Consider the following 25,793-nt stretch of genomic DNA (forward strand, 5'->3'; position numbering starts at 1 on the left):
TAAATAAAAAGATTCCCCAACCATAATCTTTGATTATGGTTGGGGAAGGTTCAAGATGGTTATATGGGGCTTAAAACAATAAAGGAAGAATCGTAGAACCAATTCCTCCTAGAATTTGTAATAAATCTATCCCCAATCCACTGCCACTTTCAGGATTGTTCTGATGGTTAATGTACTTGATAAAGGATTCCACTGCTTGAACTCCCTTTTCATTCCCTTGTTGTGCAAATAATTGAGCAGCAATTTGTACATCCCGCATTGCCCCCTCTTCATCAATTAACCGATATAACATAAAACCCCGTCCTAAATAAGCAGACGCAAATTGAGGATTGATTTCTAAAGCACGATTATAATTTTCGATCGCACCGATATAATTGTTGCGACTGGCTTCTTCCATTCCTTTTGTGTAAAAAGTTGCTGCATTTTCCATTGAGTGAGGAAAACCCACTGTTCCTTGAATATAAGCACCATCAAAGCGAGTTCCTAAAAAAGTTGCCCCACTTAAATAAGCATTTCGCAAATCTGCCCCAGTAAAATTCGACTCTACTAAAATTGCCCCCGTTAAAATTGCCCCATTGAGGGAGGCACCAGTTAAATTCGCCCCGCTTAAATCTGCCCCGGTTAAATTCGCTTGGCTGAGATTCGCAAACCGTAAATCTGCCCCTCGCAAATCTGCCCCTCGCAAATCTGCCAAAATCAAACCAGCATTCATTAAATCGCACTGAATACATTGTTTGCTGGAGAAAAGTTGGCGCATATCTTCTAGGTTTTCAGCTTTTGCGGGAGTTGAAGCAGAGAGAGTCGCAACCACAAGGGAAGTCGCGATCGCAAGAGATAATTTGCTCATGGTAGGCGATCGGTAAGGAATTTCTCCCATTTTAGGCGCTAATGGGATTGAGTGCGATCGCCTAGTTTAAAAAATAAGTTTGGGATAGGCGATCGCTTTTGTGTATTAATCTAATGATAATTCCTCATCAGTCGAAATGCGCCTCCCCGAAGAACCCGATCGCCCTTTTTCCATTAACATCATCCCCGCCGTTGATGTTATCTTCGCCATCTTAGCATTCTTCATTTTATCCAGTCTCGAACTTACTCATTCCCAAGGATTACCCGTTAACTTACCCGAAGCAGTCACAGCATCTTCCCAACAAAACACACCGGTGACGGTGACAATCAACAAAAATGGGACAATTTTTCTCAATCGAATTCCCACCACCCTTGAAAACCTCGAAAATGTTATCCGTCCGTTGCTTGCACCCGATGAAACAACAGTTTTAATTAACGCAGACGAACAAACCAATCACGGACGAGTAGTAGAAGTTATCGATCGCCTGCGACAACTCGATCGCGTCAAAATTGCGATCGCCGTACAACAGAAACCCTAAACCCCTACTCCTCCTCCGCAATAAAACTCAAAGCTGGATCGCCGCGAAATTCAGCCATAATATCCTTCTCCGGTGGTTCCGCAAGGGGAGGACTTTGGCGAGAATCGGTAATTAACCAATCTAAAGCAGCAGCTTTAACATCGATCGCCGTCCCATTCTTGTCCACACAATAGCGCCCAAAAACCAGCTTATCCACCAGACGCACATCTGAACCCAAGCGAGAATATTCAAAAATAACACTATTATCCACCGTTGCACCGCTACAAATATGGCAACTCGGGCCAATCATCGTCGGACCGACAATTTTTACCCCATCCTCAATGCGAGTCATGCCCCCAATATAAACCGGTCCGGTGATATCCACCTTATCGCGATTCATCACCACATTGAGTCCGGTATAAATACCAGGTTCGATTTGTTTGCCAGGAATAGAAACATTTTTAATCTTTCCCCCCAAAACAGCGCGAATAGCGTGCCAATAGTCCGGAACCTTGCCAATATCCACCCATTCAAAATCCATCGTTACCGCATAAAAAGGCGCACCCATTTCCACCAATTGCGGGAAAAGATCGCCGCCAATATCGTAAACCTTATTGGGAGGAATAAAGTCAATAATTTCTGGCTCAAAAATGTAAATTCCCGTATTGATCGTCGTACTGAGGGCATCATCAACATTGGGTTTTTCCTGAAATGCCTTAATCCTCCCCTCCTCGTCAGTCACCACCACCCCATAACTGGGAACTTGCTCCCGAGGTACATTTTTAGTGACAATCGTGGCGATCGCCCCTTTCTCTTTGTGCAGTTTAACCGCTTCAGTTAAATTCAAATCAATTAAAGCATCACCACAAAGCACAATAAAAGTATCATCGAAAAAGGGATTAAAATCTTGAATGCGGCGCAATCCTCCCGCAGATCCCAAAGCCTCCCCCAACAAATGACCATTATTATCAATGCGGCCTTCAAAAGAATAGGCAATTTCCACACCAAAACGCTGTCCATCGCGAAAATAGCTTTCTATTTCTTCAGCAAGGTGACTGACATTCACCATAATCTGATCGAAACCGTGGTTTCGTAGCAATTCAAGTAAGAATTCCATGACGGGCTTCTGCAAGATGGGAATCAGAGGCTTAGGAATCGTATAGGTAATGGGACGAACGCGAGTTCCCCGACCTGCTGCCAAAATCATGGCTTTCATATTAATTTTCCTCGAATTTAATCTATCTGCTTGAATTCAACTCGATTTTATCCCAATCCACGGTACTGACTCTCGATTAGCGGTTTTATTGTTAGATCCTGATAAAATTCTCTTTGCGCTAATTCCACTTTAGACTGTGCCGAGAGCAATAATAGCGCCCAAAAAACCCCGACGCGGTGATGAGTAGAAGCATGATTTTTCTCCTCATCCGGTTGAGTTTCACTCCACCACTGTACCAATTGGTTTAAATCAATAGAGTCGCGATCGCCGGACAGTTGAGGAAAATCTCGCTGAAAGAATGCCTCCAATAAGCCGGCCATTTCCGTTAAGTTTTCATTATGGGCAAGTTGGGTAATATGACGCGCGGTTTCTTTTCTAGATTGAGTCCGCTTTTTGACTCGCGGTTGCAAGGACTTGGTTTCTACCACCGCCGCCATTTCTTGAATCTGTTCGATCAATTCTTGTAGGGTGACGCGACGACGACGCAAAGGGGGTGCAGTGGGACGGCGGCGAATGTGACGTTCTAAATGCAGGGGTAGCGCACGTTCTCGGGGATCGAGTTCTTCAGGAATCAATTCTTCTTCCTCTTCTTCTTCTTCTCCCAGTCTCTCTAAAGTATTGGCTTTCAGGAGAACGAGCATAGATGCCCAGAGGAAGGTTTGACCCGATTGTGGCAAATTTGCCGTTTCGCGATCGCTTTCGGGGGTATTAGTGAGAGAGAGCTTGCTCAAGTAGCGATCAATAATTTCGATGACATTCACATCCCAAGGGTTAATTTCTCCCTGTTGTGCGAGGTCAAGGAGGACGGAGATCGCTTCTCGAGCAAAGTTTGTGGTCATGTTTGGAGTGTGGGAGGAGTGGCGAGATGAGGGAATGGGGAAGGAGTGGCAAGATGGAGGACAAATTATTCATCCTTTGTGCTTTCCCCATGAGCCAATTTATTTTTTGCTGGGTGGGAGGGTGAGTTGCGTTTCGAGTTCTTGTTTGTAGCGCTTGATATCTTTTTCCAATTCTATGATGCGCTTATCTTTCGATCGCGATGCGTTCAGATCTTGTAGGCTGAGAATCTGGCGTTGTAGTTTCACCCAGACACTGAATAGCCACGCTAAAGTTGCCCCAACTCCCAAGGTCAAAATTAACTCTACGGAGAGAGGCGCTTGTACTTTAAAACCAGGAATGAGTTGAATGGTCACCAGTTCGATATTTTCGAGACAAAATAGCCCGATCGCCAGACTAAAGAGAAAAATAAGCAAAAAGTTGATTTGTCGCATGGGAAACATGGGGTATTGCAGATAAATAGAGCAAAAAACTGAGGTATGGGAAGCGATCGCAATAACTTTGTCAAGTTTGTCGAGAAATCGTTAAAAAAATTTACAATAGAGGCAACAAAGTTCTGCACTTCCAATACCTTACAAAATATAAGATATCCTATTCGATGAACATTTCTCTTGCCAATCTGCGCCAAAATTATACTCGTTTCGGATTGAGGGAAGCCGATGCCGATCGCGATCCCATCCAGCAGTTTAAAGTCTGGTTTGAGGAGGCGATCGCGGTGCAAATTCCCGATGCCAATGCCATGACTCTCGCGACAGCAACCAAGGAGGGCAAACCCACCGCGAGAATTGTACTGCTGAAAGAGTTCGACGAGGGCGGTTTTGTTTTTTATACCAACTACAACAGCGTCAAGGGTCAGCAATTACAAGATAATGCTGATGCGGCTTTAGTTTTTTTGTGGAAGTCCCTCGATCGTCAAATTCGCGTGGAAGGTTCTGTAGAGAAGGTTTCCGAGGAAGAGTCCGATCGCTATTTTGCCAGTCGTCCCCTGGCCTCGCAATTGGGTGCCTGGGCTTCCCAGCAAAGTCAGGCGATCGGCGATCGCGCTGTTCTCGAACAATGTTTTCGCGACCTCGAGCTAAAATATGCTCAAGGAGAAGTTCCTCGTCCCCCCCATTGGGGCGGATTTCGCGTCATTCCCACGGCGATCGAATTTTGGCAAGGTCGTCCCAGTCGCCTTCACGATCGCCTCTGTTATCATTTACAGGCAGATGGCACATGGACGCGACAACGCCTCGCCCCCTAGTGGTCTGTGATATTCAAAATGATGAGCATAGCCCCGATCCGCCAAGGATTGAAATCTCCGTCTCATACTAGAGTAAAATAAACCAATATTGCAGTATTTCAGGAGAGCGATCGAGCCGTGAGCAACTCAATTGTTGAAGAGCGCGACTATACCGTAATCATCGACAAGAGTGGCAGTATGTCCACTCAAGATCAGCCAGGTGGCAAGAGTCGTTGGGTTGCCATCCAAGAGTCTACCCTTGCCCTCGCGAAAGAATGCGACAAGTTCGATCCCGATGGTATTACGGTTTATCTCTTTTCAGGGAGATTCAAACGTTACGATAACGTTACTCCCGATAAGGTTTCCCAAGTTTTCGCAGAACATGACCCTATGGGCAAAACCGACCTTGCTTCAGTTCTCTATGATGCCCTCGATAACTACTTCCAGCGCAAGGAAGCGGGAGAAGCCAAGCCCAATGGGGAAACAATTGTGATTGTCACTGATGGAGTCCCAGACGATCGCAAGTCGGTGATGCGCCTGATTATTGAAGCCTCTCGTAAGATAGATCGGGATGAAGAATTAGGCATTTCTCTCATTCAAATCGGTCGTGATAAGTTAGCAACGGAATTTCTTGTTGCTCTCGACGATCGCCTTCACGCGGCGGGGGCTAAGTTTGATATTGTCAATACTGTGACCATTGAAGACATTGATAAAGCGGAAATTAGCTTAACTGATGTTCTCCTCAAAGCAGTTTTGGAATAAAAATTTATTAACATTTGGTTTAATTTTTAGTTGATATGCCTTTGGTTTTAACCAGAGGCTTCTTTTAAGCGCGATCGCTTTAAAGATTCGGAATTTCTGGCTGCGGATTTGATATTAATTCTGCAATTCTCCACGACGGCCACATCCTTGGTCTGAAATCGAGGCACCTCTTCCTCCTTGAGAAGTATAAGCATTCGGCAAGCGCGATCGACAGAAAATGACTGTTCCCAATTCTACTGCCGTTAAATTGGCATTGCGTAAATCCGATTGAAAGACATTAGCATTTCGCAGATCCGCATAAGCAAGATCGGCATTTCTCAGATCGCTATCCCAAATATTCGCCTCTCGCAGATTAACTCGCCTTAAACCCGCACGTTGTAAATCGGTAGTATTGATTTGAGTTTCTCGCAAATTAGCACCTCCTAAATTAGCATTGGTTAATGTTGTTTGTAACATAATTGCTCGAATTAAAGAAGAATAGCGAAGATTAGCACCAGAAAAATTGGCTTGTGTGAGATTTGTCAAACTCAAATTAGCATTATTGATCCGACTGTTTTGTAAATTTGCATTACTAAGATTGGCTTTTCTCAAATTAGCTTCAATTAAATTGGCACGAGAAAGATCGCTCTGAGAAAGGTCAGTTTCACTCAGATCCGCTTGAGCGAGATTGGCATTGCGAAAATTAGAATTATTTAATTTAGCTGCTGTCAATATTGCCATTCTCAAATCAGAATTACTCAAATCTGCATTGCTGAGAATTGCTTTAGCAAAAATTGTTCTATTAATGAGAGAAAAGCGCAAATCTGCCCCTTCTAAATTAGCTAATGTGAAATTAGCTGCCGTTAAATCTGCCCGACTGAGATCGGTTCTGCTCAAATTCGCTTTAATTAAATTAGACCCCTGAATTCTGGCACTTCTCAAATCTAAACCACTGAGATCCGCCTCGCTAAGATCGCAATTTTGACAGATTTTTGTTTCTTTTAACTGGGCGACATGATCGGGATTTTCTCCTCGGGCAGGAGTTGTCACTACAAGAGAAACTAAGAGAGAAAATATTGCTAGTATTTTATATTGCATCATTTTTAATTAACGAGTAAACGAGTAAATGGTTTATCTTTGCCTGTTGGTCATTACCTATTTTTTTCCCGGTTACAATAAGTAACTAACAGAATAAAAAGAATTCCTCCTGTGAGATATTTGAGAGAATCAGGGATAACAGGATTAGGAGAAAAAAAGCCTTCAATCAATCCAGCAATTACTAATAAGACAATGATACCAAAAACAAGTTGAGCCGCTTGGGTTCCATAATATTTAAGGGCATCAATCCGTTTATATTTTCCTGGAAAGACGATCGCGCGGGCAATTAGCAGTCCGGCACCACCTGCTAGGAAAATTGCGGGAAGTTCTAATGCACCGTGAGGCAGTACAAAAGCCCAAAAAGGATATGCTAAACCATTTTGACCGACAAGAGTGGCGATCGCACCGATTAAAAGGCCGTTAAGGGCAAGAATATAAATAGTCAAAAGACCTGCGGTTACGCCCCCCGCAACGGCACTAAAAGACACCCTAATATTGTTAATCATAATGTTAGTCGAAGCAAGGGGTTCTATCCCCAAAATCGATCCCATCCAAAGTTTGCCATCCCGCACCGTTTCGATCAATTTTTCTGGCACCATTAAACTCATAAAAACCGGATCTTGCCAAGCAAACCACCAAGCGATCAGCCCCATCCCCAAAAAAATTGCCGTCGCAAGGGCAGTATAGGCACGAGTTTTCTGTACGATCGCCGGAAACCCCCAGAGAATAAAATCCCGCACGGACTGCCATTCTTGGTGGCGCGATCCTTGGTAAATTTGACTGTAACCTCGGGCGGTGAGAGTTTGTAAGTTTTGAATGAGGCGATCGCCGACGTGGTGAGTTCTGGCTCGGGCTAAGTCCCCAGAAACTGATCGATACAAACTGGCTAATTCGCGAATGTCCAAAGCACTTAAAGATTTTAAGCCGCCTTTCTCAATTTGTCTTAATAACACATCCAAACGCTTCCAGTTGGCTTCTCGTCTGGCAATCCATCGTTTAAGATTCAATACAAATTCCTCCCTATCCATAAACTTTGCTTTAACATAACCGATAAATCTAGAGAGTTTATACAAATGTCTCAGAATTCAGAGGATCGAGATCTATTGCCCCCCCCCAGACCAGATAATATCGCACCATTAAGTGCCGGTAACGTAGTTTCAGTTGCCTTTGTTATCTACCGCTCTCATTTTCGTACTTATGTAGGGATTGCCTTAAGAGCAATGTTGTGGGCTGCAATTCCCTTTTTATTTTTAATTACCCTTGGTATTGCTTTTATGTTCAATGCGATGAATGGTCCTGTTATCGCACTCTCGATTTTGTTATTACTAATAACGGGTATCTACTGCTGGACAAAATCATTTGCCCATTCCGTTGTTATTACTCGCTTAACCTTTTACGAACTTGCCAATCGTCCAGAAACAGTGCAAACTGCTCGTTCTCTTGTTCTATCTCGATTATGGCGTTTTTTCTGGACGGGTTTGCTGTTATTTGGCATCGCGATCGGACTTTACATTGGTATTGTTATTATTTGTGGTATTGCCATTGCTATCATTACGCTCATTTTCGGAGCGATCGCACAGGGTTCGGCTAGTCCATTAATTATTGCGGTGCTATTTTCAATTATTATCGTGTTGGCAATGTTCACCGGAGTATTTTGGTTGGTTGCCCGTTTATTCTTACTTGCTGAAGTTCCTTTAGCCACTGCGATAGAAGAACTTTCTCCTTCTGATACCATCGGTCAAAGTTGGTCTTTGACGAAGAATAATGGCTGGCGAATTGTTGCCATTTTAACCATTGCTTGTTTAATTACACTTCCGATTGCTATTCTCATTCAAGTGCTTTCTCTGGTCATACAACCCTTAATTTTGTTGCTGACAGCAAATTCTTCAACTCCAGCAGCATCGTTGGCGATCGGTTATATCGTTATCTATGGGATTAGTTTAGTAAGCAATATAATAATTGTTCCTTTCTGGCAAACTCTTAAAGGTGTACTCTATTACGATTTAAAAAGTCGCGGCGAAGGACTGGATTTAAAGATAGTGGATAGCTAATAACCGCAGAATTTGGCAATGCTAACAGCTAAGAAAAATTCTGTTAATATTGCCTCGGTATTTTCAAATTAGAGGACAAAAAGAATAGATGCCTAAATTACAACTTGGTTTTTACGGACATTTTCTCCCCAAAGGAGAAGATTTAAGCAAAATTCTCAATGCAGCAGGAGAAGAACAAGGTTTACAAGGGTCAAATGAACAACTATACCAACGCACAAATATTGGGGGTCCTAAAGTATCGCGGCTGAAAAGTTGGGCAATTCGTTCGGGATTGGTACACAATCATTATCTCAGTTCGGAGGGTAAAATTGTCATGGAGTGCGATCGCTATTTAGAATCTCCTATTACGGCATGGTTGATGCACTTTTATCTTTGTTTGGGGGGAAATGGCTTGCAAGCACCTCCTCAAAGTGCGACAGAATGGGGAGGATGGACATATTTTATCTTTGAGTTTTTAGGCGATCGCAACTCCTTTACTCTCGATGATTTCTTCCAGGGCTGCGAGGCAAATTTTGAGTTAACAAATAGCAAAACAGTTAAAACTTTACTTCGCACTCTGATGAGAACTTATACAGATCCTGCTTCCATACTTTCTCGATGTCAATTGTTCTCTCTCGAATCAAACAACCGATATAAAATCAATCGTATTACCCCCCCTAATATTTATCTGATCGGTTACTTTCTCGCCAAACTGTGGGAACGAGATTTCCCAGAAACGACTTCTATTCTCACAGAAAAAGTTCTTTTACAACCTTACGGACTTGGCCCTATTCTCAACATCGAACCAGATATTTTACAAGGATGTTTGACTCAACTGGAAACAAAAGCGATCGTGGAACAAAGACGCACAGTTCCCCCCGCACAAATTGTTTGCCGTTGGGATGACCCTCTCAAGTTATTGGAGAAAGCCTACCAAACATAATATTGTATTCTGAGTAACATAAAGTTTTGTTGCTAGAGATTAAAAGAATTAAGTCTATGATAGGCTAATAAATGGCACTCTCCTTATTAGGCAAATTGTCTGATGCCTCAATTGAATAAGATTTCCTTGCGAGACGCATTTCCCGGCGATCGCCCCCATATCCTCCTTTGGAATAATCCTACAGAGTTAGATTTAAACGAGTTAGCTTGTCGAGAGAATGCCCAACGGGTCAGCTATCGGCAAAATTTGCTCGATCGCGTCCCGAGTCAAGGTCGTTTTTTAGGGCTGCATCGCCATTTGGAAAAGGAGATCGACTCACTCCGGCATATATGTTACGACACCGATAAAATCGTAGTTTTGCTTGAGGATTTTGACTGTTTAGTGACTTTCCTCAATACGATTTCCAACAGTCCAATCTCTCTCTTTTGGCAACAATTATTAAATCTACGTCAACTTGAATCTTGTCTCTGGATTCTTCTTCCTGCTTCTCTTTTACCTCCAGACTGGCCAGAAAGTCGCACTCAAAAGATTTAATTTATTTGTGTTTTTCTTATGTTATTACATCAACTCGTTAAAATTAATGAAACTGGATTGGTTGCCAATGCCGTTAATTTTAGTTTGATGGAAGACTCGGACAAGAATTTGCGTTTGTGTGAAGGATTTATTTTTAATCATGACACAAGTTCAGAGCGACTCCCTAAAAGTACCGTGGGAATTTTGGATGCCCTACGGCGCAGTTTTCATGGTCCTAATGAACCCAATATCCACCTTTTGGTTCAAGATTATGGTAAGGGAAAATCGCATTTTGCTTTAACGGTTGCTAACTTTTTTAGTAAACCTGAAGACAGTGCAGAAGTTCGAGGTATTCTCAAACAAGTTGAGTATGCAACGGGGGAAAATCATCCTTTCCTTAAAGCCTTACGAGGGTACAAAAGACGAGGCCGCCATTTGGTAATTTGTTTAAGTGGCGATCGCGCTTTAAACTTAAGAAAGCACTTTTTACAAGTTCTCAACCAGGAGTTAGAAAGAGAAGGGATTACCAAGGCGATCGCCGGGCGAATTTGTCAAGAACCCCTCAAGTATCTAGAAAATCTTGTTCCCGGCGATCGCCAAAAAGCAGAGGATTTTTTACAACAAACCAATGCAGAAATCGATCTAGATGGACTAATTGAAGAACTCAAGGATAACAACTATGAAGTTATCTCAACAGTCAAAGATATCTGTAAAGAGATTACAGGGATAACTCCAGATTTTGAAGCAAATGTCGATCTTGAGAATATTTTAAGCGATGTTATTGAAAACCTTTGTCAGGGGCAGGATTCTGTTTATCAAGGTGTTATTATTCTGTTTGACGAACTTTACAATTATTTATTAAATTGGTCAAGTGATACTGTTGCGGCTGGAGGTCTTTCCCTACAAAGTATTACCAATATTTGCGAACGATATAAAAGCAAAATTGCCTTTCTTTGCCTTACTCAAAAACGGCCTTCAAGTTATACACCCAAGAAAGAAAGTCAAGAATATCAGCGCATTAGTTCTCGTCTTGAATTGCAGCAAAGCACTTATGAACCTATTGCCAGCCTCGAAAGAGTCGTGGGTGGATTGTTATCCCAAAAAACGAAAAATTCTGATTGGACAGACTTTTTCAAACGTCATCAAAATACTATCTTCGATCTGAATACAAAAATTTACCAAAAACGCACAGCAAATTATTATGAAAGTAGGGGTTGGGAATCGAGAGATTTTTATGAACAAATTACCCTCGGTTGCTTTCCCTTACATCCTCTAACAACCTATCTTCTTTGTAATCTTGATTTTACTCAAGGCCGCACAGCAATTCAATTTATTCAAACCGAAGTTAAACGTTTTATTGAAACTGAATCTGTTGAAAAAAATGGTCGATTAAATTTGATTTACCCGATTGTTTTAGTTGATGCGTTTGAAAACAACTTTGCCAATTCTCAATCTAGTCAATATTCGGATTTTTGCCGATCGCGAGATAAGATTTCTGCCTCTGCATCCCCAGAAGAACTCACGGTATTAAAAGCAATTTTTCTCTTTTATGCAGCTACAGGAGGAGGAAGTAAGGCACATCTTACCAAATTGGAAAACGAACCCCATGAAGAGATTTTAGAACTTTTAACAGGAATTCCTACTCGTACTTTAAAAGAAATTCTCAAGCGCTTAAAAGACGATCTCAATGTTATTTATTATACGAAAGCAGATAATACTTATCGCTTCTATTCTGGAGGGATAGGGATAACAGATTTTTTAAAGCGGATCGAGGAGAAAAGCCGCGATCGCAAACCTTCTCTTACACCAGTACAAGAATATTTACAAAAACATATTGCCGATTACTTGGACGGAGAAACCGTAATTCCTCAACAGTTTGTCCAACAAAATAAACTAATTGGTAAAGACTGGCAATTTGCTTGCATTATTTTCACATTATCAGAGTTTCGTCAAGCCCTAAAAAATCCTCATAAATTCCCAAATTCTTTGGGAAATGTTGCTTATATTATCGCAGAAACCTCTGAGGAACTCAACCAACTGCGCCAAGAAATCAGTACTCTTCTCACTCCTCCCAATGATAATTCTAATACAATTCAACATCGTCTCGCAGTAGCGATCGCATATCAACCCGCCTCAGAATTAGCAAGAGTGATTGATACTCTAAATTTAGCCCACAACGAGGATATTCAAGAGTGGGGAGAAGCAAGAACACAAGGGATAAAACAACTGGCAGAACATCGCGATCGCCTCCTCAAATCGTTATTTCAAAATCAGTCTTTTCACTCTCATCTCAACAGTCAAATTTCAACTCGCGATCGGCAAAATATCTCTTTCGTTATTAGCGAGTTATTGACTCATCTTTATCCATATATCCCTACCGTGGCAGGAGTGGATAAAATGGCGGTTAATAATAGTCGGAGTAGTGGTATTATTGGCTATGTTTGTAAACGCCTATTAGCAGACGATTTAAAACCTAAAGCCTTTCCTAATAGTTCCTATCTCAACCTCGTTGATCCGGTTTTTGTTAACGCATGGAGAATATTGAGCAAAACTTCTGAATGCTACACTGTTAAAGAACCCGAAAATTCCAATATCAAAGCGGCATGGGATCGGATTTCCAAACTTGTAGAATTTACTAAAAATGACAAAGAAAAAACCGTCAAAGTTTCTGAAATTTGGCAACAATTGAGTTCTCCTCCCTACGGATACAATGAGAATACATTTTCTGTTCTCTTCACAAGTTGGTTAGTTTATCATCGTAGTGAAGTTTTATTAAAAGGTGGCTTTGGGATTCCCAAAACCAAACGAGAAACAGTTCCTATTGTAGCGAAGTCGCTTCAATATTGGGAAGGAACTAATGTTTTTGATAAGCCTAAAGTTTTAGTCCATGACTGGATTTTAAAGCCCAAGTCACAACTCATTCGCCGCAAGATTATAATTCCAGATGCTTTACCCAAAAGTTTAGATTACGATCGCGCAAAACAATTTATTGAAGAGTACAAACGCTTTTTAGAAAATCCTTCCGATCGCGTTGATATTGAACTTTATACAAAGGGCTTAGAGGAACTGGAGAATGGGGTTAAACAACTCGATCTGGTACTCAAACCTGTTGCAGAAGTTGACAGGCTAACCGAAACAGAAGACTTGGAAACCTATATCAAACTGTTGATAAACCTAGATCAACCCTTAAACCCTATTGATGAATCCAATGTAACAATTACAGCCAGCGATCGCCAAACCGACAAACAACGAGAAGCGAAAATAAAAGTGGTGGAAAAAATTCGAGAAGAAATCGAATCTTTACGCGATCGCATTGCTTCTTTAAAAACTGAAGCGGAATGCGGAGGACAGCAAACAACTATCCAAAATATTCAAGAAAAACTGCACAAGATTGAAGAACTTCCTCGTGATTTTGACGATCTTTTTCAAGAAATTGCAACGAAAATACAAACAAAAATTGAGTCTCTTAAAAAAAGCGAAATATCCATTTCTCCCTTAGATTTACTCAATCAAATTGAGATGATTTCTACTCCAACGGTTCGCAGTTGTGAAGATGCGATCGCTCAAATTGAAAAGCTAGAAAAACCAGAAAATTACTTACCACAGTTCGAGCAAAAAATCAAAGCATTTCGGAATCAAATTTACAGCTTTTTTAAACAAATCAGACAATTGCGCGATCGCCTCGCAAAAATTGATAATCTCAAACAATTGGAGTCAATTCGTGAGGAATATAATCAAGTTGGTTATATCTTTCGCGACTCTAAATACGACTCTTATTATCGAAAAATTCAAGATAGTATTCGCAAAGTGAAAGAAGATTTCGATCGCCTGCAAAAACTAGAAATATCGACTCAAAATTGTTCTGCGATCGCCCAATGTCAAGAAACTCTAAAAACCCTGCAAACAAAACAGAATCAATTTAATAAACCTTCTCGCTTTCAGAAAAATCTCCAATCTCTAGAGAAAACACTACAAAATAAGATTAAAGAAGCCAGTCAACAGCTAGACAAATATTCAGATCAATTCAGAAAAGTCAAAACGAGTCAAGATGCAGTCAAACAGAAAGAAGCACTTTTGATCCAAAAAACCCATTATCTTCACTCAGACTTAGTAGATCGCTATAATGAGATTTATCAGGAGAGTTGCGATCTGGTTGAACTGTTTAGACTGTATGAGAAAACTCCCTTGAATACCCTTGCCCATTGCCAACAGACTCAAGAACAAATGTATATTTGGATGAATCAAACCGATCCTTTAACTCCTTGTTTGGATAATCATTTTAAGCATTTTCAAGAAAAACTGAAAGAAAAAGAAACTAAGATTCGTAAAGAATTGGTTGAAAAAGCTAAAAAATGGGTTAAAGAAATCGGTCAAAGTGCGATCGCAATTAGAGATGGCGATCGCGGAGAAGAAAAAGTCAAACAGGCTCAAAATATTCTCGATCGCATTCAACAAGAACAAACCAACTTAATGCAATATTTAGAGTCAACCTTACAAGGAACCGTGAGACAAGTTGAGGATATCTGCCAAAAAGCGATCGCAGAACACCAACAAGAACAAATTTTATTGCTTTTTCAAGAATTAACCTCAGACCAAAAACAACAAATTTATCAAAAATTACGCGATTATATGGAGTAAGGAGAAAAAGAACATGAGAAAAGCAAAAGTAATTCAATTAGGAGAATTTGTCAATCAATCGGAAAGAGACGCGATCGCCTATTTGCGAAATCATTTATCAGAAGAATATACTCTTTTTACTAATCTTGAATTAAGACAAGGAGTAGAAATTTTTGAGATCGATCTTATTATTATATCTCCTCATTGCGTCTTTATCGTTGATATTAAAAACTGGCATGGATCGATTGAAATTATTGGAAACTACTGGCATCAAGATCGCTATCAACCGATTTTTTCTCCCCTCAAAAAAGTTCGCAGACACACTAAAATTCTCAGTACATTAATTCGAGATAGCAATCATGCGTTACGCGATCGACTGGGAAAAGTACACATCCAAGCCGCTATTTTGATGGTCGATGTAGATATCAAGATTGACGATTCCGCACATCTAGACGACCATTCTATTACTTATCTTGATCGACGCTGCTTTGAATTTTTTCAAAGCAAAAAATTAATTCCAGATTCTCGTTATTTTAATATACAATCTTACCGTCCTAAAGTTGAAAATGCCATTCGCGGAAAATCTCGTCCTAGATCGAAATTCCCTTGCTATCGGGACTGGCAAGTTGAAGATAAACTGAGTGAATATAAAGGTTATAAAGAATATCGTGCCTATAAAACATATCTGCAAAATATCAAAGTTCGTTTGCGAGTTTATGCTGTTGATCCGTGGTTAGAGGAAGAAACTCGCAAGCGTCAATACGAACTAATTTCTAATGCCTATCAAGCTCTTTCTACACTGCCAAACCATCCTAACATTTTAAACATTAAAGACGGTTTTAGTGGTGAGGATGCCGATACTTGGGTTTTGGTTTTTGATGATAGTCCTCGTCGTTCTTTGCGTCAGTTTATTGCAACAAATAACCTATCTCTCGATCGCAAACTAGAAATTATTCAAAATCTTTTAGATGCTCTCAATCATGCCCACAAACACGGCATTATTCACCGCAATATCACCCCCGATAGTATCTTATTAACAGAAAATTGTCAAGCTCAGTTAACAAATTTTGATTATGCCCGTATCAGTCAGAGAAACGCTACAATTGCTGAAGATATTAAAGAAGATTTAGAAGCAAATTCTATCTATCAAGCCCTTGAATGTTATACCGATCCCTCTCAAGCCAGTATCACCTCGGACTTGTTTTCTGCGGGTCTGGTATTTTATGAACTTTTAATGGGTAAAAGGGCTTTTAAGACTGCGGAAGAATTGTGCGATCGCGAAGCAATATTTCCCGATCGCCCTTCCCAAAACTATCCAGAATTATCTCACAATTTTGATGAATGGTTGCAAAAACTTTGTGCTTTCCATCCCTCAGATCGCTTTCAAAGTTGCGAAGAAGTCCAACAGGTTTTCAATACTTTGAACGCAAAATCTTCACCCGATCGCCCCTCTCTAGATTTAGCCAATTTACCTCCCGAATCTATTCTCGACGATCGCTATACAATTGTAAATCGTTTGGGGAAACCTGGAAGTTTTGCCGTTGCTTATCACGCGAGAGACGTAATGGGAGATGAATCTATTGTTTTAAAATTGGTCATTCGCGATCGCCACTCAGTTTACGATCGCCTCACCCAAGAATATCGAGTCTTAAGAAATGTTCCTCCCCATCCTCATATTGTTAAAGTTATCTCTGCGGGTCAACTGAAAGATGATACTCCTTTTATTACCTTTGAATATGTTGAAGGTAAAGATATTCACACAGCCATCGAAAATCATTCTTTTTCTCCCCCTGAAGCCTTAAAAATTGCCCAAGAAACTCTCGCAGGATTAAAACATCTTCACCAACATAAAGTTTACCATCAAGATATTAAGCCTTCTAATCTTATTCTCACCGAAACAGGAATTCGCATTATTGATTTTAATATTGCGTTATCTGGCGATCGAACAACTGCGGTAAATACAGGAACTCGTCCCTACATTCCCCCGGATTTTAAAGCCAATTCTCATCATAATTCTGAAGAAAAAATCGATCGCGATCTGTATGGATTAGGGATTACTTTCTATGAATGCGTGACAGGAAAATATCCTTTTACAAATCCTGTTCCCAGTTTGGATCAATCTCCACAAAATCTACATCAATTCTCTGGCTGTGAAGACTTAAAAGCAGAATGGAATGACTTTTTTGCTCGAGCAATTTCCCCCTTACGTCGCGATCGCTTTACCTCAGCAACAGAAATGTTAACTGCGATCGATTCTTTGGAAAACTCCCAACCCAAAGCCGAACAAAAACCCCCTCTAGAAACAATAATATTAACTCCAAAACCTTCTCTAAAACTTGAAGTTGTCTTAGATCCAACGAGTCTTTATCCTATCGAGTCCAACTATATCGCGATCGCCACAGAACGAGAATGGTTGCAGAAATTTACCGGACAACCTGGACACTATTGGATTAAAGGAAAACGCTTATGTAACTGGACAGAAGCATGGTTACAAGGACGTGACCTCTTGGATACAATCTCCCGAATTCAACAATCCCCTAGCGATCGCCTCAAACAATTATTTTTCCCTCTCCCTTTACCCTCAGACTGGACAGAAAAAGAATTTTTTCAATTAGCCATCGATCTCGATCGCTATCCCGACCCTCCTATTCCCTATTTTCTAGCAGAATTAAGCAATAGTAATCCACAAATTTGGTTGGACAAACCCTCCCGAGAAAATCTTGCAGATTGGTTATCTTTGCAAGTTCCTCAATCAAAGCAAATTCTCGAACGAGTTTGGCAAGAAAAACGTCCTCCATCTCCCCTTACTCCCTATTATCAAACCTCAGATAAACTCAATTTATTGCGTCAATGGTTGGGAATTATCCCTCCCCATATCCCCGAACTCAAACAATATCCTCGAGATATCCCAGACATTATCATAGATGAATTCGATCGCTAATGGGAAGAAAAAATTAATGCCAGTGAAGGACAAATTCTGGAAACACTAAATCCTACTAAATCCTACCCAACAAGTGGGAATGGTTAGAGAAACTTCCAGTGGCGATCGCCTTCTACAACTCCTCAAAGAAAAATCTCCAGAATCCTCAGATGAAACGCAATGAGAGGCGATCGCAAATGTCAATAATGCTCTTAATTATTCCCCTTGAGAACTTACCGTAACCACCGCTTCAACCTTTGCTGATAAGACTTAATAGAATCAGTTCCTAATTATACGCGATCGGTGCGATCGCAAAAAATAATCTCCCCTCATAGATCAACCTGAATTTGGCTTAAACATAAACGTAACAGGAAGGCGAACAAGAACTTTAGCCAGTTGAGAAAGAGCAAACTTGAACTTAAGCGATCGCGGCAACTCCTCCCATTTCACCGCAACAAACCCCAAATCTTCATAAAACGCCGCTAATTTCCCCCCCACACACTCCAAATAGAGAGGTTTTGTGGCCTCTTGGATCAGATGCCGAGAGAGAAACCTTCCCAAACCGCGATCGCGATCGCCCCGCGCAACCACCAAACTACCCAACTCCTGTGCATCCTTAAAAATCCGTAACTGTCCGCAAGCAATAATTTCTCCCCCCCTCGCAATCACCCAAAACTGTTGCCAGCGTAACTGAGTCGGGTCCAGTCGCGCCCCCCAGACCAAACGGCGAATTGCACCAATATCCTCCCGCAAAGCGCGACGTAGCAAACAATTTTCCGGTAATTTCCGATCGCCCATAACCCATTTCCCAAACTCTAATGTTAAACAACTGTTACAGTTCTTGACAGAACCTGAAAATATAGAACCCTACAGTGATAGCATTCCCCTAAATCATTCGATTTAGAGAGAAGAATTATGACAGAAGCTCTTTCCGGAAAAATGCCCATGTTTGGCGGTAGCACCGGTGGTTTGCTTACCAAAGCAGAAACCGAAGAAAAATACGCCATTACTTGGTCGAGTGAATCCGAGCAAGTTTTTGAAATGCCCACCGGTGGCGCAGCAATCATGAACGCTGGCGACAATTTACTGTATCTTGCCCGTAAAGAGCAGTGTCTCGCCCTCGGTACTCAACTTCGCACCAAATTCAAACCGAAAATTCAGGACTACAAAATTTATCGGGTTTACCCCAATGGAGAAATCCAGTATTTGCACCCTGCGGATGGCGTATTCCCCGAAAAAGTTAACGAAGGCCGCGGACCCGTTGGTAAAAAGGATCGCTCTATCGGCAAAAATCCCGAGCCTGTTACGGTTAAGTTCTCCGGTCAAGAAACGTTTGAAGTTTAAGTTTAACTAGAACTTGCGAAAAGTCTCTTCTGCAAATCTTTGATTGCAGCAAAAGACAATCATAGGGGTGCAATCTGCGCCCCTTTTATTTTTGAGAACTAGAGGCGATCGCCAAACAAAAATCCCCCGATCTTTCCTTCCGTTGCAGAAATTTAGCTAAACCCTTCCGCGCCTGTGGCAAAATATGGAAATACAAGCAGAAAGGCGATCGCACCCTAAATTTTGTCTCGTTCCTTACCCTACTTCCCCGCATGACAGCCCCAATCCCCGCCCTTGCCCCCCAATACGATCCATCCGCCACGGAAGAAAAGTGGCAGCAATACTGGGAACAAAATCATATTTTCAAAGCCGATCCCGCCCGAGGTGAAGACACCTACAGCATTGTCGTCCCTCCTCCCAACGTGACGGGAAGCCTCCACATGGGACACGCTTTTGAAACAGCTTTAATCGATACCTTGGTGCGCTATCACCGGATGTTAGGGAAAAATACCCTCTGTTTGCCAGGCACCGATCACGCCAGCATTGCCGTACAAACTATCCTAGAACGTCAATTAAAGGCAGAAGGGAAAACTCGCGACGACATCGGACGAGAGAAATTTTTAGAACGGGCGTGGCAATGGCGAGAAGAATCGGGGAGTACAATTGTTAATCAGTTGCGGCGCTTGGGGTTATCCGCCGATTGGACGCGGGAACGTTTTACAATGGATGACACCCTCTGCGAAGCCGTCCAGGAAGCCTTTCTGCGCCTCTACGACGAGGGTTTGATTTATCGGGGTAATTATATGGTGAACTGGTGTCCCGCCTCCCAGTCCGCCGTTTCTGACCTAGAGGTGGAGAATAAAGAAATTGATGGCTATTTATGGCATTTTCGCTATCCCCTCAGTAACGGTAACGGCCATGTAGAAGTTGCCACCACTCGCCCAGAAACGATGCTGGGAGATACAGGAGTCGCGGTCAACCCTAAAGACCCGCGCTACAAGGATTTGATCGGCAAAACAATTATTCTGCCCATTATTGGCCGAGAAATCCCCATTTTTGCCGATGAATTGGTGGATCCTGCTTTTGGAACCGGTTGCGTTAAAGTCACGCCAGCCCACGATCCCAATGATTTTGAGATGGGACAGCGCCACAATTTGCCCTTTATTAACATTTTGAATAAAGACGGCACATTGAATGAAAATGGGGGGGAATTTGCCGGACAGGATCGCTTTGAGGCGCGGCGCAATGTGATCAAGCGCTTGGAAATGGATAAATTATTGGTGAAAGTGGAGGAGTATCGCCATGCGGTGCCTTATAGCGATCGCGGCAAAGTTCCCGTAGAACCCCTTCTTTCCACCCAGTGGTTTGTCAAAATCGAACCCCTCTCCCAACGCGCCCTCCATCATCTCGACAAGCTAAATTCCCCCCATTTTGTTCCCGAACGATGGAGCAGGGTCTATCGCGATTGGCTGGTACGCTTAAAAGATTGGTGCATCTCGCGGCAATTGTGGTGGGGGCATCAAATCCCAGCATGGTACGCCATCAGCGAAACTGGAGGCGAAATTACCGATAATACCCCCTTTGTGGTTGCCCGCAATGATACCGAAGCAATGGGCAAAGCCAAAGCCATGTTTGGCGAAGGAGTAACATTAGAGAGAGATCCCGATGTTCTCGATACTTGGTTTTCCTCGGGGTTATGGCCATTCTCAACGATGGGCTGGCCGAAGGAAACATCGGATTTACGTTCCTATTATCCCAATTCTACCCTCGTCACCGGATTTGATATTATCTTCTTTTGGGTGGCACGCATGACCATGATGGCGGGACATTTTACTGATGAGATGCCCTTTAAGGATGTTTACATTCACGGGTTGGTCAGAGATGAAAAGGGCAGGAAAATGTCCAAATCTGCGGGGAATGGCATCGATCCCTTGATTTTAATTCAGAAATACGGCACTGATGCTCTACGCTATACCCTAATTAAAGAAGTCGCTGGGGCAGGACAAGATATTAGCTTGCAGTACGATCGCAAAACTGACGAATCCGAATCCGTGGAGGCTTCCCGCAACTTCGCCAATAAGCTCTGGAATGCTGCCCGCTTCGTCTTGATGAACTTAGACGGAGAAACTCCCGATCGCCTGGGAAAACCCGACGTAACTGCCTTAGAGTTAAGCGATCGCTGGATTCTCTCCCGTTTCTATCAAACCGTGGGCGACACCCGCAATGATATCGATCGCTACGGCTTGGGAGAAGCAGCAAAGCGCCTCTATGAGTTTATTTGGGGGGATTTCTGCGACTGGTACATCGAATTGGTCAAACCCCGGCTGCGATCGCCAAGCAACCCCAATTCTGGGCGCGTCGCGAGGCAAACCCTAGCTTATGTCTTGGAGGGAACATTAAAACTCCTCCATCCCTTCATGCCCCATATTACCGAGGAAATCTGGCAAGTTTTAACGCAAAAAACGGGACAGGTTATCGCCCTACAAGCCTATCCCGAGGTGGATGAGATTCTTGCTCCTGCTAAACCGCAAAACTACGCGATCGCCGATCCTTGGGCCAGCGACACCCTGCCGGAAGAGAAGTCAACCCCTTCTCCCCCATCTTCCCCACCGAAGTCCCCAGTCACTCAAACTCCCGACTACGAAAATCCTCTCTTGCAATTCCTCGCGAGTCTCCCCAAAGGAACCAATCAATTTTTCCAAAACAATCAACGCACTCTCATTGTTATCGCTGTGGCTTCGGGATCGTTGGTCGGATTCAAAATTCTGGTCGCGCTTCTCAATACCCTCAATGCTATTCCTTTTATTGAGCCAACTTTGGAATTGGTCGGTGTCAGCTATTCGACCTGGTTTGTCCTACGCTATTTGGCCCGATCTTCCGGTCGCCAGGCACTGCGAGAGAAAATTCAAAAACAGTGGGAAATTGTTTTAGGAAAGATGACCTCAGAATCAGAAATGGACGTGGTGATGACTTCTCCCTCTCCATCCCCCGGACCCGTCGAAATGCAGCAACCCCTCCCCACTACTCTTTTAAATCCTCATCTCGAGGAACAATTTAACTTACTGATTGAAACCATTCGTACTATTCGCAATTTGCGTGCAGAAGCTGACATTAAACCTGGGGTGAAAACCGCTATTATCCTGCAAAGCGAACAAGAGGAAGAACGCCAAATTTTAATTGCAGGACAATCTTATATTCAAGATTTGGCCAAAGGGGAAACCATTGCGATCTTGCCAACCTTGCAAGAGACTCTCCCGCAAGCCTTTGCTGGGGTTGTCGGCACAGTACAAGTATTGATTCCCTTAGAAGGAGTTGTGGATTTGATGGCACTTCAGACTAAGCTAGAGAAAAAATTAGGTAAAGTTGAAGCAGAAATGAAGGCTTTAACCTCGCGCTTGAATAATACTAACTTTGTTAGTAAAGCGCCAGATGATGTCGTACAGGGTGCCAAGGATGCTTTAACAGAAGCGCAAAAACAGATGGAAATTTTACAAGATCGCCTCGATCGCCTCAAATAATTTCTTCTACTGCCAAAATGATGCAATATTTAGCACGAGTGGAAAACAATTCAGCATCGGGAATCGATTTGCAATTACTGGCAAAGCAAATACTTCCCGAAAATACCTGGGCTGTCGATGGTGTATCGCGATCGGTGCATCTTGCCGGTACGCAAATTCCCGCAACCTTCACCCCTCGTGTTGGATTTCTCGTTTTGGTTGAATTAGACGAAAAAGACTGTTTCTGTGCGATCGAAGATGTCACAGATTGGCTTTTAGCATCCAAGCAAAAAGTTTGGTTAATCGAGGAAAAAGAAAAAATTGAAAACTGGCAACACGAATTAACTCTCAAAAGTCAAGAGTCAAGCATGAAAAAGTTAGAATTAGAATCCAGTCGAGAAAAAATGGAACAGGAGTTCAGGAAAAAACAGGAAGAACTCGATCGCCGAGAAGAAGAACTCGATCGCCGCGAAGCAGAACTTAAAAAACTCGAGCAAGATTAAGAATTGAGAACCATAATTTCAGGGCAAGCATTGCGGGCGCAAGCATTGCGGGCGCAAGCATTGCGCCCCTACCCCCAAACCCAACTGTAGGGGCGTATTGCATACGCCCTCTTCAGTTTGAGGTCGGGCGTATTGCATACGCCCTCTTCAGTTTGAGGTCGGGTTTATTGCATACGCCCTCTTCAGTTTGAGGTCGGGTTTTTGGTTGTTTAACCGGATTTGATATTAATAAGAGGAAGTCCCTGTCATCGCCATTCCTGCTTTTTGTTCAGTAGGAATTCCCAACATCTCCTGATACATTTTGATATAGTCTCGGGCGGAATCATCCCAACTAAATCGCTGAGACATGGCTCGTTTTTGTAAGGTTTTCCAGGTATCGGTATAGCGATAACCTTCCCAAGCGCGTACCATACAAGTGAAGCAGTCGAGAGGTTCATAGCGATCGAAGCAGTAACCCGTCCCTGCCCCATTAACGGGATCGTGATGAGTAACCGTATCGACTAATCCTCCCGTGCGGCGCACAATGGGAATAGAACCATAACGCATGGCCAGCATTTGGGCAATTCCGCAAGGTTCAAAGCGAGAGGGCATTAAAAAGGCATCGGTTCCCGCATAAATACGACGAGATAGCCCATCATTGTAGAGAATTTGTGCCGAAACGCGACGGTGATGGCGAGAGGACAAATGCCACATTTGGGTTTCGTAGTAGCGATCGCCGGTGCCCAAAAGCACAAATTGCGCGTCACTATAAGAAAGAAAGCGATCCATCACTTGCATGAGCAGATCGATGCCTTTTTGTTCCACTAAGCGCGTTACCATGCCAATGAGGAACTTACTGGGATCGATTTCCAAACCCAATTCCTCTTGCAAGGCAATTTTATTTTCTTGGCGTTTCTCGATGCTATCGGCGTTAAAATTCTCAACAATGTAGCGATCGGTTTCTGGGTTATAAAGATCGATATCAATTCCGTTGAGAATTCCCCGTAACTTGCCACTGACAAAGGACATCAACCCATCCAGTTGTTCCCCATAAGCAGGAGTTTGAATTTGTTGGGCATAGGTGGGGGACACTGTGGTAACGCGATCGGCAAACTGAATGGCAGCAGACATGGTATTGTGACCCTGCATATAATCCGGACACCAAGCAAATTGCTCCAATTTCCAACGCCAAGGTCCTTGGTAAGCAATATTATGAATGGTGAAAACAGTTTTGATATCTGGGGTCTGGTGCATCCAGACGGGAATCATCCCCGTATGCCAGTCATTACAGTGAATGATATCGGGTTTCCAGTAATTCCAAGCAAATTCGGCGGCACCATTCGCGAAGAAGGTAAAGCGCCACTCTTCGTCGTCTCCGTAGTAAATGCGGTTGGGATCGAAAGAAGGGTGTCCGAAGAGATAGAGAGGAACATCACCATCAAATATGGTTTCATAAACGGCAAATTTCTGAAACATGGCATTTCCCCACCACAAGGGTTCTTTGGGAATATCCAAGATATTATTGAGGAAACCATAGTAGGGCATGAAAATTCGCACGTCATGCCCCATCCTGCGTAAAATCTTGGGCAATACCCCAACTACATCCCCCATCCCCCCAACTTTGGCCAATGGCGCAACTTCGGCGGCAACGAATAAAATTTTCATGTTGCTTTTTTTTTAATTGTTCTTTGCTAATTGTTAATGGCAGTCTGTCAAGAGTCAACTATTTTAGTTATCGGGCATCAGCTATCAGTCCTCCAATTTTATCGCAAGACTGATAACTGGGTTTCTTTTCTCGTTTATAAAATCACTTAAAATTTATTGTCGTATCGATCGCAGTTATGTTTTTTTCATTAAGGTCAACTATCCCGATCCCGAATTGGTGATGTTAATGCGATCGCTAAATAGGGGTTGCTGTATAAGCGTGAAAGCCGTACCAAATAAGAGTTTACAGCTTTTTTTCGCAAAAAAAGTCCAAGGTTTTTGGAGATCGCAGCGATGAAACTACTAAGCCTCCATAATTGCTATATAGGTCTTTCTCAGCAAACCCTACTTAGACAACTACAGGGCTTTGGTGACTAACAACTCATTGCCGCGATCGCACACCTTAATCATCTTTCCAGGCTTCAACACAAGCCATGACAATATTGACGGCTGGATGATCGATTAATTCTTTTAAAGTTTCCGTACCTCCTGCCTTAAGAACTTTAATGATTTTTGACTTGAGAGCTTGATTATTCTCGATAGCTTCCACACCTGCCGTAGCAATTTTTGAATTGTTAAGCGGATTTGGTGGATTGTAAGTTTGTGACAGTTGGTTGAGCAATTCCTGGATTTCGTTAGCAGCTTCAGTAAGAGATTGACGCTGTTCAGGTGAATAGTTATTGATCGTCGCGTTGTCTATGTGACCTGAACCAGTAACACTTGCAATATTGCTGTCAGAAATGTTGAACTTTTGTTGAAGACGAAGCCGACTTTGCTCTGGTAAATCATCTGGATAATTCAGCATTGTTTGACCTTTAGGAGTTAATGTGCAAGCTACATACTCTAGCTCTCCTCGTTGGGAGGAACTTTCTGCTCCCTTGATATAGCTCTCCTGATTAAGAGTGGCTAATGCCGAATGTACGCGATATTGTTCAGTCTCCAAATGTGAAGCAATTCCTTGTTCGCTGGTGTGTCCTTCATGAATTGCTCCAAGTATTTTACGAATGAATTCCTCTCTAGGCATAGCTATAAAATCCTCTGGATGGTCAATGATTACATTTCCTTTAGTGGTTAACTGACAATCGTGATATTCTTTCCTTCCAACTTCAAAATATGAAGTACCTTGTGAACCTTCGATATATTCTTGCTGTTCTAAATTTCCAAGGCATTGATAAACGCGATCGCAACTAATATTGAACGCTCCCCAACCAAATCAAAGATTATGGTTGGGGATTCTTTCAGCTACGAGAGACCTCGTAGCGTTCCCAGAACAACTGGCGTTCTCA

20 protein-coding genes are annotated in these 25,793 nt (G+C 42.5%); 11 read left to right on the forward strand and 9 right to left on the reverse strand.

Translation table 11 applies throughout. The annotated features are described in order from the left end of the window. Positions 1-70 precede the first annotated feature (70 nt). Entirely contained in the window at positions 71-877 is an 807-nt protein-coding gene (locus JUI58_RS26955; protein ID WP_204103037.1) for a pentapeptide repeat-containing protein, read from the reverse strand. A gap of 106 nt (positions 878-983) precedes the next feature. Here JUI58_RS26955 and JUI58_RS06975 point away from each other — a divergent pair, with 106 nt between their 5' ends. After that, positions 984-1,385 carry a biopolymer transporter ExbD gene (locus JUI58_RS06975; protein ID WP_204103038.1) on the forward strand — a complete coding sequence of 134 codons (402 nt, stop codon included), beginning with the start codon at positions 984-986 and terminating at the stop codon, positions 1,383-1,385. 4 nt (positions 1,386-1,389) lie between these two features. Here JUI58_RS06975 and JUI58_RS06980 read toward each other — a convergent pair whose 3' ends face one another. The 3 genes from JUI58_RS06980 to JUI58_RS06990 all read right to left on the reverse strand — a co-directional run bounded on the left by JUI58_RS06980 (position 1,390) and on the right by JUI58_RS06990 (position 3,851). After that, positions 1,390-2,580 carry an NDP-sugar synthase gene (locus JUI58_RS06980; RefSeq protein ID WP_204103039.1) on the reverse strand — a complete coding sequence of 397 codons (1,191 nt, stop codon included), beginning with the start codon at positions 2,578-2,580 and terminating at the stop codon, positions 1,390-1,392. A gap of 47 nt (positions 2,581-2,627) precedes the next feature. After that, on the reverse strand, positions 2,628-3,419 hold the full coding sequence (locus JUI58_RS06985) for a ScpA family protein (protein WP_204103040.1): 792 nt from the start codon (positions 3,417-3,419) through the stop codon (positions 2,628-2,630). A 99-nt stretch (positions 3,420-3,518) separates the two neighbouring features. Further along, complete coding sequence (locus tag JUI58_RS06990) at positions 3,519-3,851, reverse strand: LapA family protein (RefSeq protein ID WP_204103041.1); 333 nt, start codon at positions 3,849-3,851, stop codon at positions 3,519-3,521. A 164-nt stretch (positions 3,852-4,015) separates the two neighbouring features. Between JUI58_RS06990 and pdxH the strand changes: the two genes are divergently transcribed. Continuing rightward, a complete protein-coding gene (gene pdxH / locus JUI58_RS06995) occupies positions 4,016-4,660 on the forward strand; it encodes a pyridoxamine 5'-phosphate oxidase (protein ID WP_204103042.1) in 645 nt (214 codons plus the stop codon). Positions 4,661-4,777: 117 nt separating this feature from the next. Then, entirely contained in the window at positions 4,778-5,401 is a 624-nt protein-coding gene (locus tag JUI58_RS07000) for a VWA domain-containing protein (protein WP_348539853.1), read from the forward strand. A 114-nt stretch (positions 5,402-5,515) separates the two neighbouring features. Here JUI58_RS07000 and JUI58_RS07005 read toward each other — a convergent pair whose 3' ends face one another. Both JUI58_RS07005 and JUI58_RS07010 read right to left on the reverse strand, forming a co-directional pair. After that, positions 5,516-6,481 (reverse strand): pentapeptide repeat-containing protein, encoded by a 966-nt coding sequence (locus JUI58_RS07005; RefSeq protein WP_204103043.1) that lies wholly within the window; start codon positions 6,479-6,481, stop codon positions 5,516-5,518. A 50-nt stretch (positions 6,482-6,531) separates the two neighbouring features. Then, the gene (locus tag JUI58_RS07010; protein WP_204103044.1) at positions 6,532-7,485 is read right to left on the reverse strand and encodes a stage II sporulation protein M; all 954 of its coding nucleotides are present in this window, start codon (positions 7,483-7,485) and stop codon (positions 6,532-6,534) included. Positions 7,486-7,551: 66 nt separating this feature from the next. Between JUI58_RS07010 and JUI58_RS07015 the strand changes: the two genes are divergently transcribed. The 5 genes from JUI58_RS07015 to JUI58_RS07035 all read left to right on the forward strand — a co-directional run bounded on the left by JUI58_RS07015 (position 7,552) and on the right by JUI58_RS07035 (position 17,522). Then, on the forward strand, positions 7,552-8,529 hold the full coding sequence (locus tag JUI58_RS07015) for a hypothetical protein (RefSeq protein WP_204103045.1): 978 nt from the start codon (positions 7,552-7,554) through the stop codon (positions 8,527-8,529). An 88-nt stretch (positions 8,530-8,617) separates the two neighbouring features. Next, positions 8,618-9,451: a DUF4007 family protein gene (locus tag JUI58_RS07020; protein WP_204103046.1), complete on the forward strand. Its 834-nt coding sequence runs from the start codon at positions 8,618-8,620 to the stop codon at positions 9,449-9,451. A 102-nt stretch (positions 9,452-9,553) separates the two neighbouring features. Continuing rightward, on the forward strand, positions 9,554-9,985 hold the full coding sequence (locus JUI58_RS07025; RefSeq protein WP_204103047.1) for a hypothetical protein: 432 nt from the start codon (positions 9,554-9,556) through the stop codon (positions 9,983-9,985). 18 nt (positions 9,986-10,003) lie between these two features. Next, positions 10,004-14,602 (forward strand): hypothetical protein, encoded by a 4,599-nt coding sequence (locus JUI58_RS07030; protein WP_204103048.1) that lies wholly within the window; start codon positions 10,004-10,006, stop codon positions 14,600-14,602. Positions 14,603-14,615: 13 nt separating this feature from the next. Beyond that, positions 14,616-17,522 carry a protein kinase gene (locus tag JUI58_RS07035; RefSeq protein ID WP_204103049.1) on the forward strand — a complete coding sequence of 969 codons (2,907 nt, stop codon included), beginning with the start codon at positions 14,616-14,618 and terminating at the stop codon, positions 17,520-17,522. Between the two features lie 315 nt (positions 17,523-17,837). On the opposite strand, the gene JUI58_RS07040 is transcribed toward JUI58_RS07035, so the two are convergent. Beyond that, positions 17,838-18,299 (reverse strand): GNAT family N-acetyltransferase, encoded by a 462-nt coding sequence (locus JUI58_RS07040; RefSeq protein WP_204103050.1) that lies wholly within the window; start codon positions 18,297-18,299, stop codon positions 17,838-17,840. Between the two features lie 117 nt (positions 18,300-18,416). On the opposite strand from JUI58_RS07040, the gene JUI58_RS07045 reads away from it, so the two are divergent. The 3 genes from JUI58_RS07045 (at position 18,417) to JUI58_RS07055 (ending at position 22,824) form a co-directional block, all read left to right on the forward strand. Beyond that, positions 18,417-18,845 carry a photosystem I reaction center subunit II PsaD gene (locus JUI58_RS07045; RefSeq protein WP_204103051.1) on the forward strand — a complete coding sequence of 143 codons (429 nt, stop codon included), beginning with the start codon at positions 18,417-18,419 and terminating at the stop codon, positions 18,843-18,845. Between the two features lie 251 nt (positions 18,846-19,096). Next, positions 19,097-22,342 (forward strand): valine--tRNA ligase, encoded by a 3,246-nt coding sequence (locus JUI58_RS07050; RefSeq protein ID WP_204103052.1) that lies wholly within the window; start codon positions 19,097-19,099, stop codon positions 22,340-22,342. 17 nt (positions 22,343-22,359) lie between these two features. Next, positions 22,360-22,824 (forward strand): hypothetical protein, encoded by a 465-nt coding sequence (locus tag JUI58_RS07055; RefSeq protein ID WP_204103053.1) that lies wholly within the window; start codon positions 22,360-22,362, stop codon positions 22,822-22,824. 225 nt (positions 22,825-23,049) lie between these two features. On the opposite strand, the gene glgA is transcribed toward JUI58_RS07055, so the two are convergent. Further along, positions 23,050-24,468 (reverse strand): glycogen synthase GlgA, encoded by a 1,419-nt coding sequence (glgA, locus tag JUI58_RS07060; RefSeq protein WP_204103054.1) that lies wholly within the window; start codon positions 24,466-24,468, stop codon positions 23,050-23,052. A gap of 442 nt (positions 24,469-24,910) precedes the next feature. Then, a complete protein-coding gene (locus tag JUI58_RS07065) occupies positions 24,911-25,531 on the reverse strand; it encodes a hypothetical protein (protein ID WP_204103055.1) in 621 nt (206 codons plus the stop codon). Positions 25,532-25,793 lie beyond the last annotated feature (262 nt).

Origin of the sequence: Spirulina sp. CCY15215, from assembly GCF_016888125.1 — a bacterium.
Classification (GTDB): Bacteria; Cyanobacteriota; Cyanobacteriia; order Cyanobacteriales; family Spirulinaceae; genus CCY15215.

What these genes read in the sequence shown, in the direction of transcription:
- pdxH (WP_204103042.1), top strand. Translation starts at nt 4,016, where the DNA reads ATGAACATTTCTCTTGCCAATCTGCGCCAAAATTATACTCGTTTCGGA.
- JUI58_RS07065 (WP_204103055.1), bottom strand. Translation starts at nt 25,531, where the DNA reads ATGCCTAGAGAGGAATTCATTCGTAAAATACTTGGAGCAATTCATGAA.
- JUI58_RS07035 (WP_204103049.1), top strand. Translation starts at nt 14,616, where the DNA reads ATGAGAAAAGCAAAAGTAATTCAATTAGGAGAATTTGTCAATCAATCG.
- JUI58_RS07045 (WP_204103051.1), top strand. Translation starts at nt 18,417, where the DNA reads ATGACAGAAGCTCTTTCCGGAAAAATGCCCATGTTTGGCGGTAGCACC.
- JUI58_RS07025 (WP_204103047.1), top strand. Translation starts at nt 9,554, where the DNA reads ATGCCTCAATTGAATAAGATTTCCTTGCGAGACGCATTTCCCGGCGAT.
- JUI58_RS26955 (WP_204103037.1), bottom strand. Translation starts at nt 877, where the DNA reads ATGGGAGAAATTCCTTACCGATCGCCTACCATGAGCAAATTATCTCTT.
- JUI58_RS07040 (WP_204103050.1), bottom strand. Translation starts at nt 18,299, where the DNA reads ATGGGCGATCGGAAATTACCGGAAAATTGTTTGCTACGTCGCGCTTTG.
- JUI58_RS06990 (WP_204103041.1), bottom strand. Translation starts at nt 3,851, where the DNA reads ATGCGACAAATCAACTTTTTGCTTATTTTTCTCTTTAGTCTGGCGATC.
- JUI58_RS07020 (WP_204103046.1), top strand. Translation starts at nt 8,618, where the DNA reads ATGCCTAAATTACAACTTGGTTTTTACGGACATTTTCTCCCCAAAGGA.
- JUI58_RS07030 (WP_204103048.1), top strand. Translation starts at nt 10,004, where the DNA reads ATGTTATTACATCAACTCGTTAAAATTAATGAAACTGGATTGGTTGCC.
- glgA (WP_204103054.1), bottom strand. Translation starts at nt 24,468, where the DNA reads ATGAAAATTTTATTCGTTGCCGCCGAAGTTGCGCCATTGGCCAAAGTT.
- JUI58_RS06975 (WP_204103038.1), top strand. Translation starts at nt 984, where the DNA reads ATGCGCCTCCCCGAAGAACCCGATCGCCCTTTTTCCATTAACATCATC.
- JUI58_RS07005 (WP_204103043.1), bottom strand. Translation starts at nt 6,481, where the DNA reads ATGATGCAATATAAAATACTAGCAATATTTTCTCTCTTAGTTTCTCTT.
- JUI58_RS07015 (WP_204103045.1), top strand. Translation starts at nt 7,552, where the DNA reads ATGTCTCAGAATTCAGAGGATCGAGATCTATTGCCCCCCCCCAGACCA.
- JUI58_RS07050 (WP_204103052.1), top strand. Translation starts at nt 19,097, where the DNA reads ATGACAGCCCCAATCCCCGCCCTTGCCCCCCAATACGATCCATCCGCC.
- JUI58_RS06985 (WP_204103040.1), bottom strand. Translation starts at nt 3,419, where the DNA reads ATGACCACAAACTTTGCTCGAGAAGCGATCTCCGTCCTCCTTGACCTC.
- JUI58_RS06980 (WP_204103039.1), bottom strand. Translation starts at nt 2,580, where the DNA reads ATGAAAGCCATGATTTTGGCAGCAGGTCGGGGAACTCGCGTTCGTCCC.
- JUI58_RS07055 (WP_204103053.1), top strand. Translation starts at nt 22,360, where the DNA reads ATGATGCAATATTTAGCACGAGTGGAAAACAATTCAGCATCGGGAATC.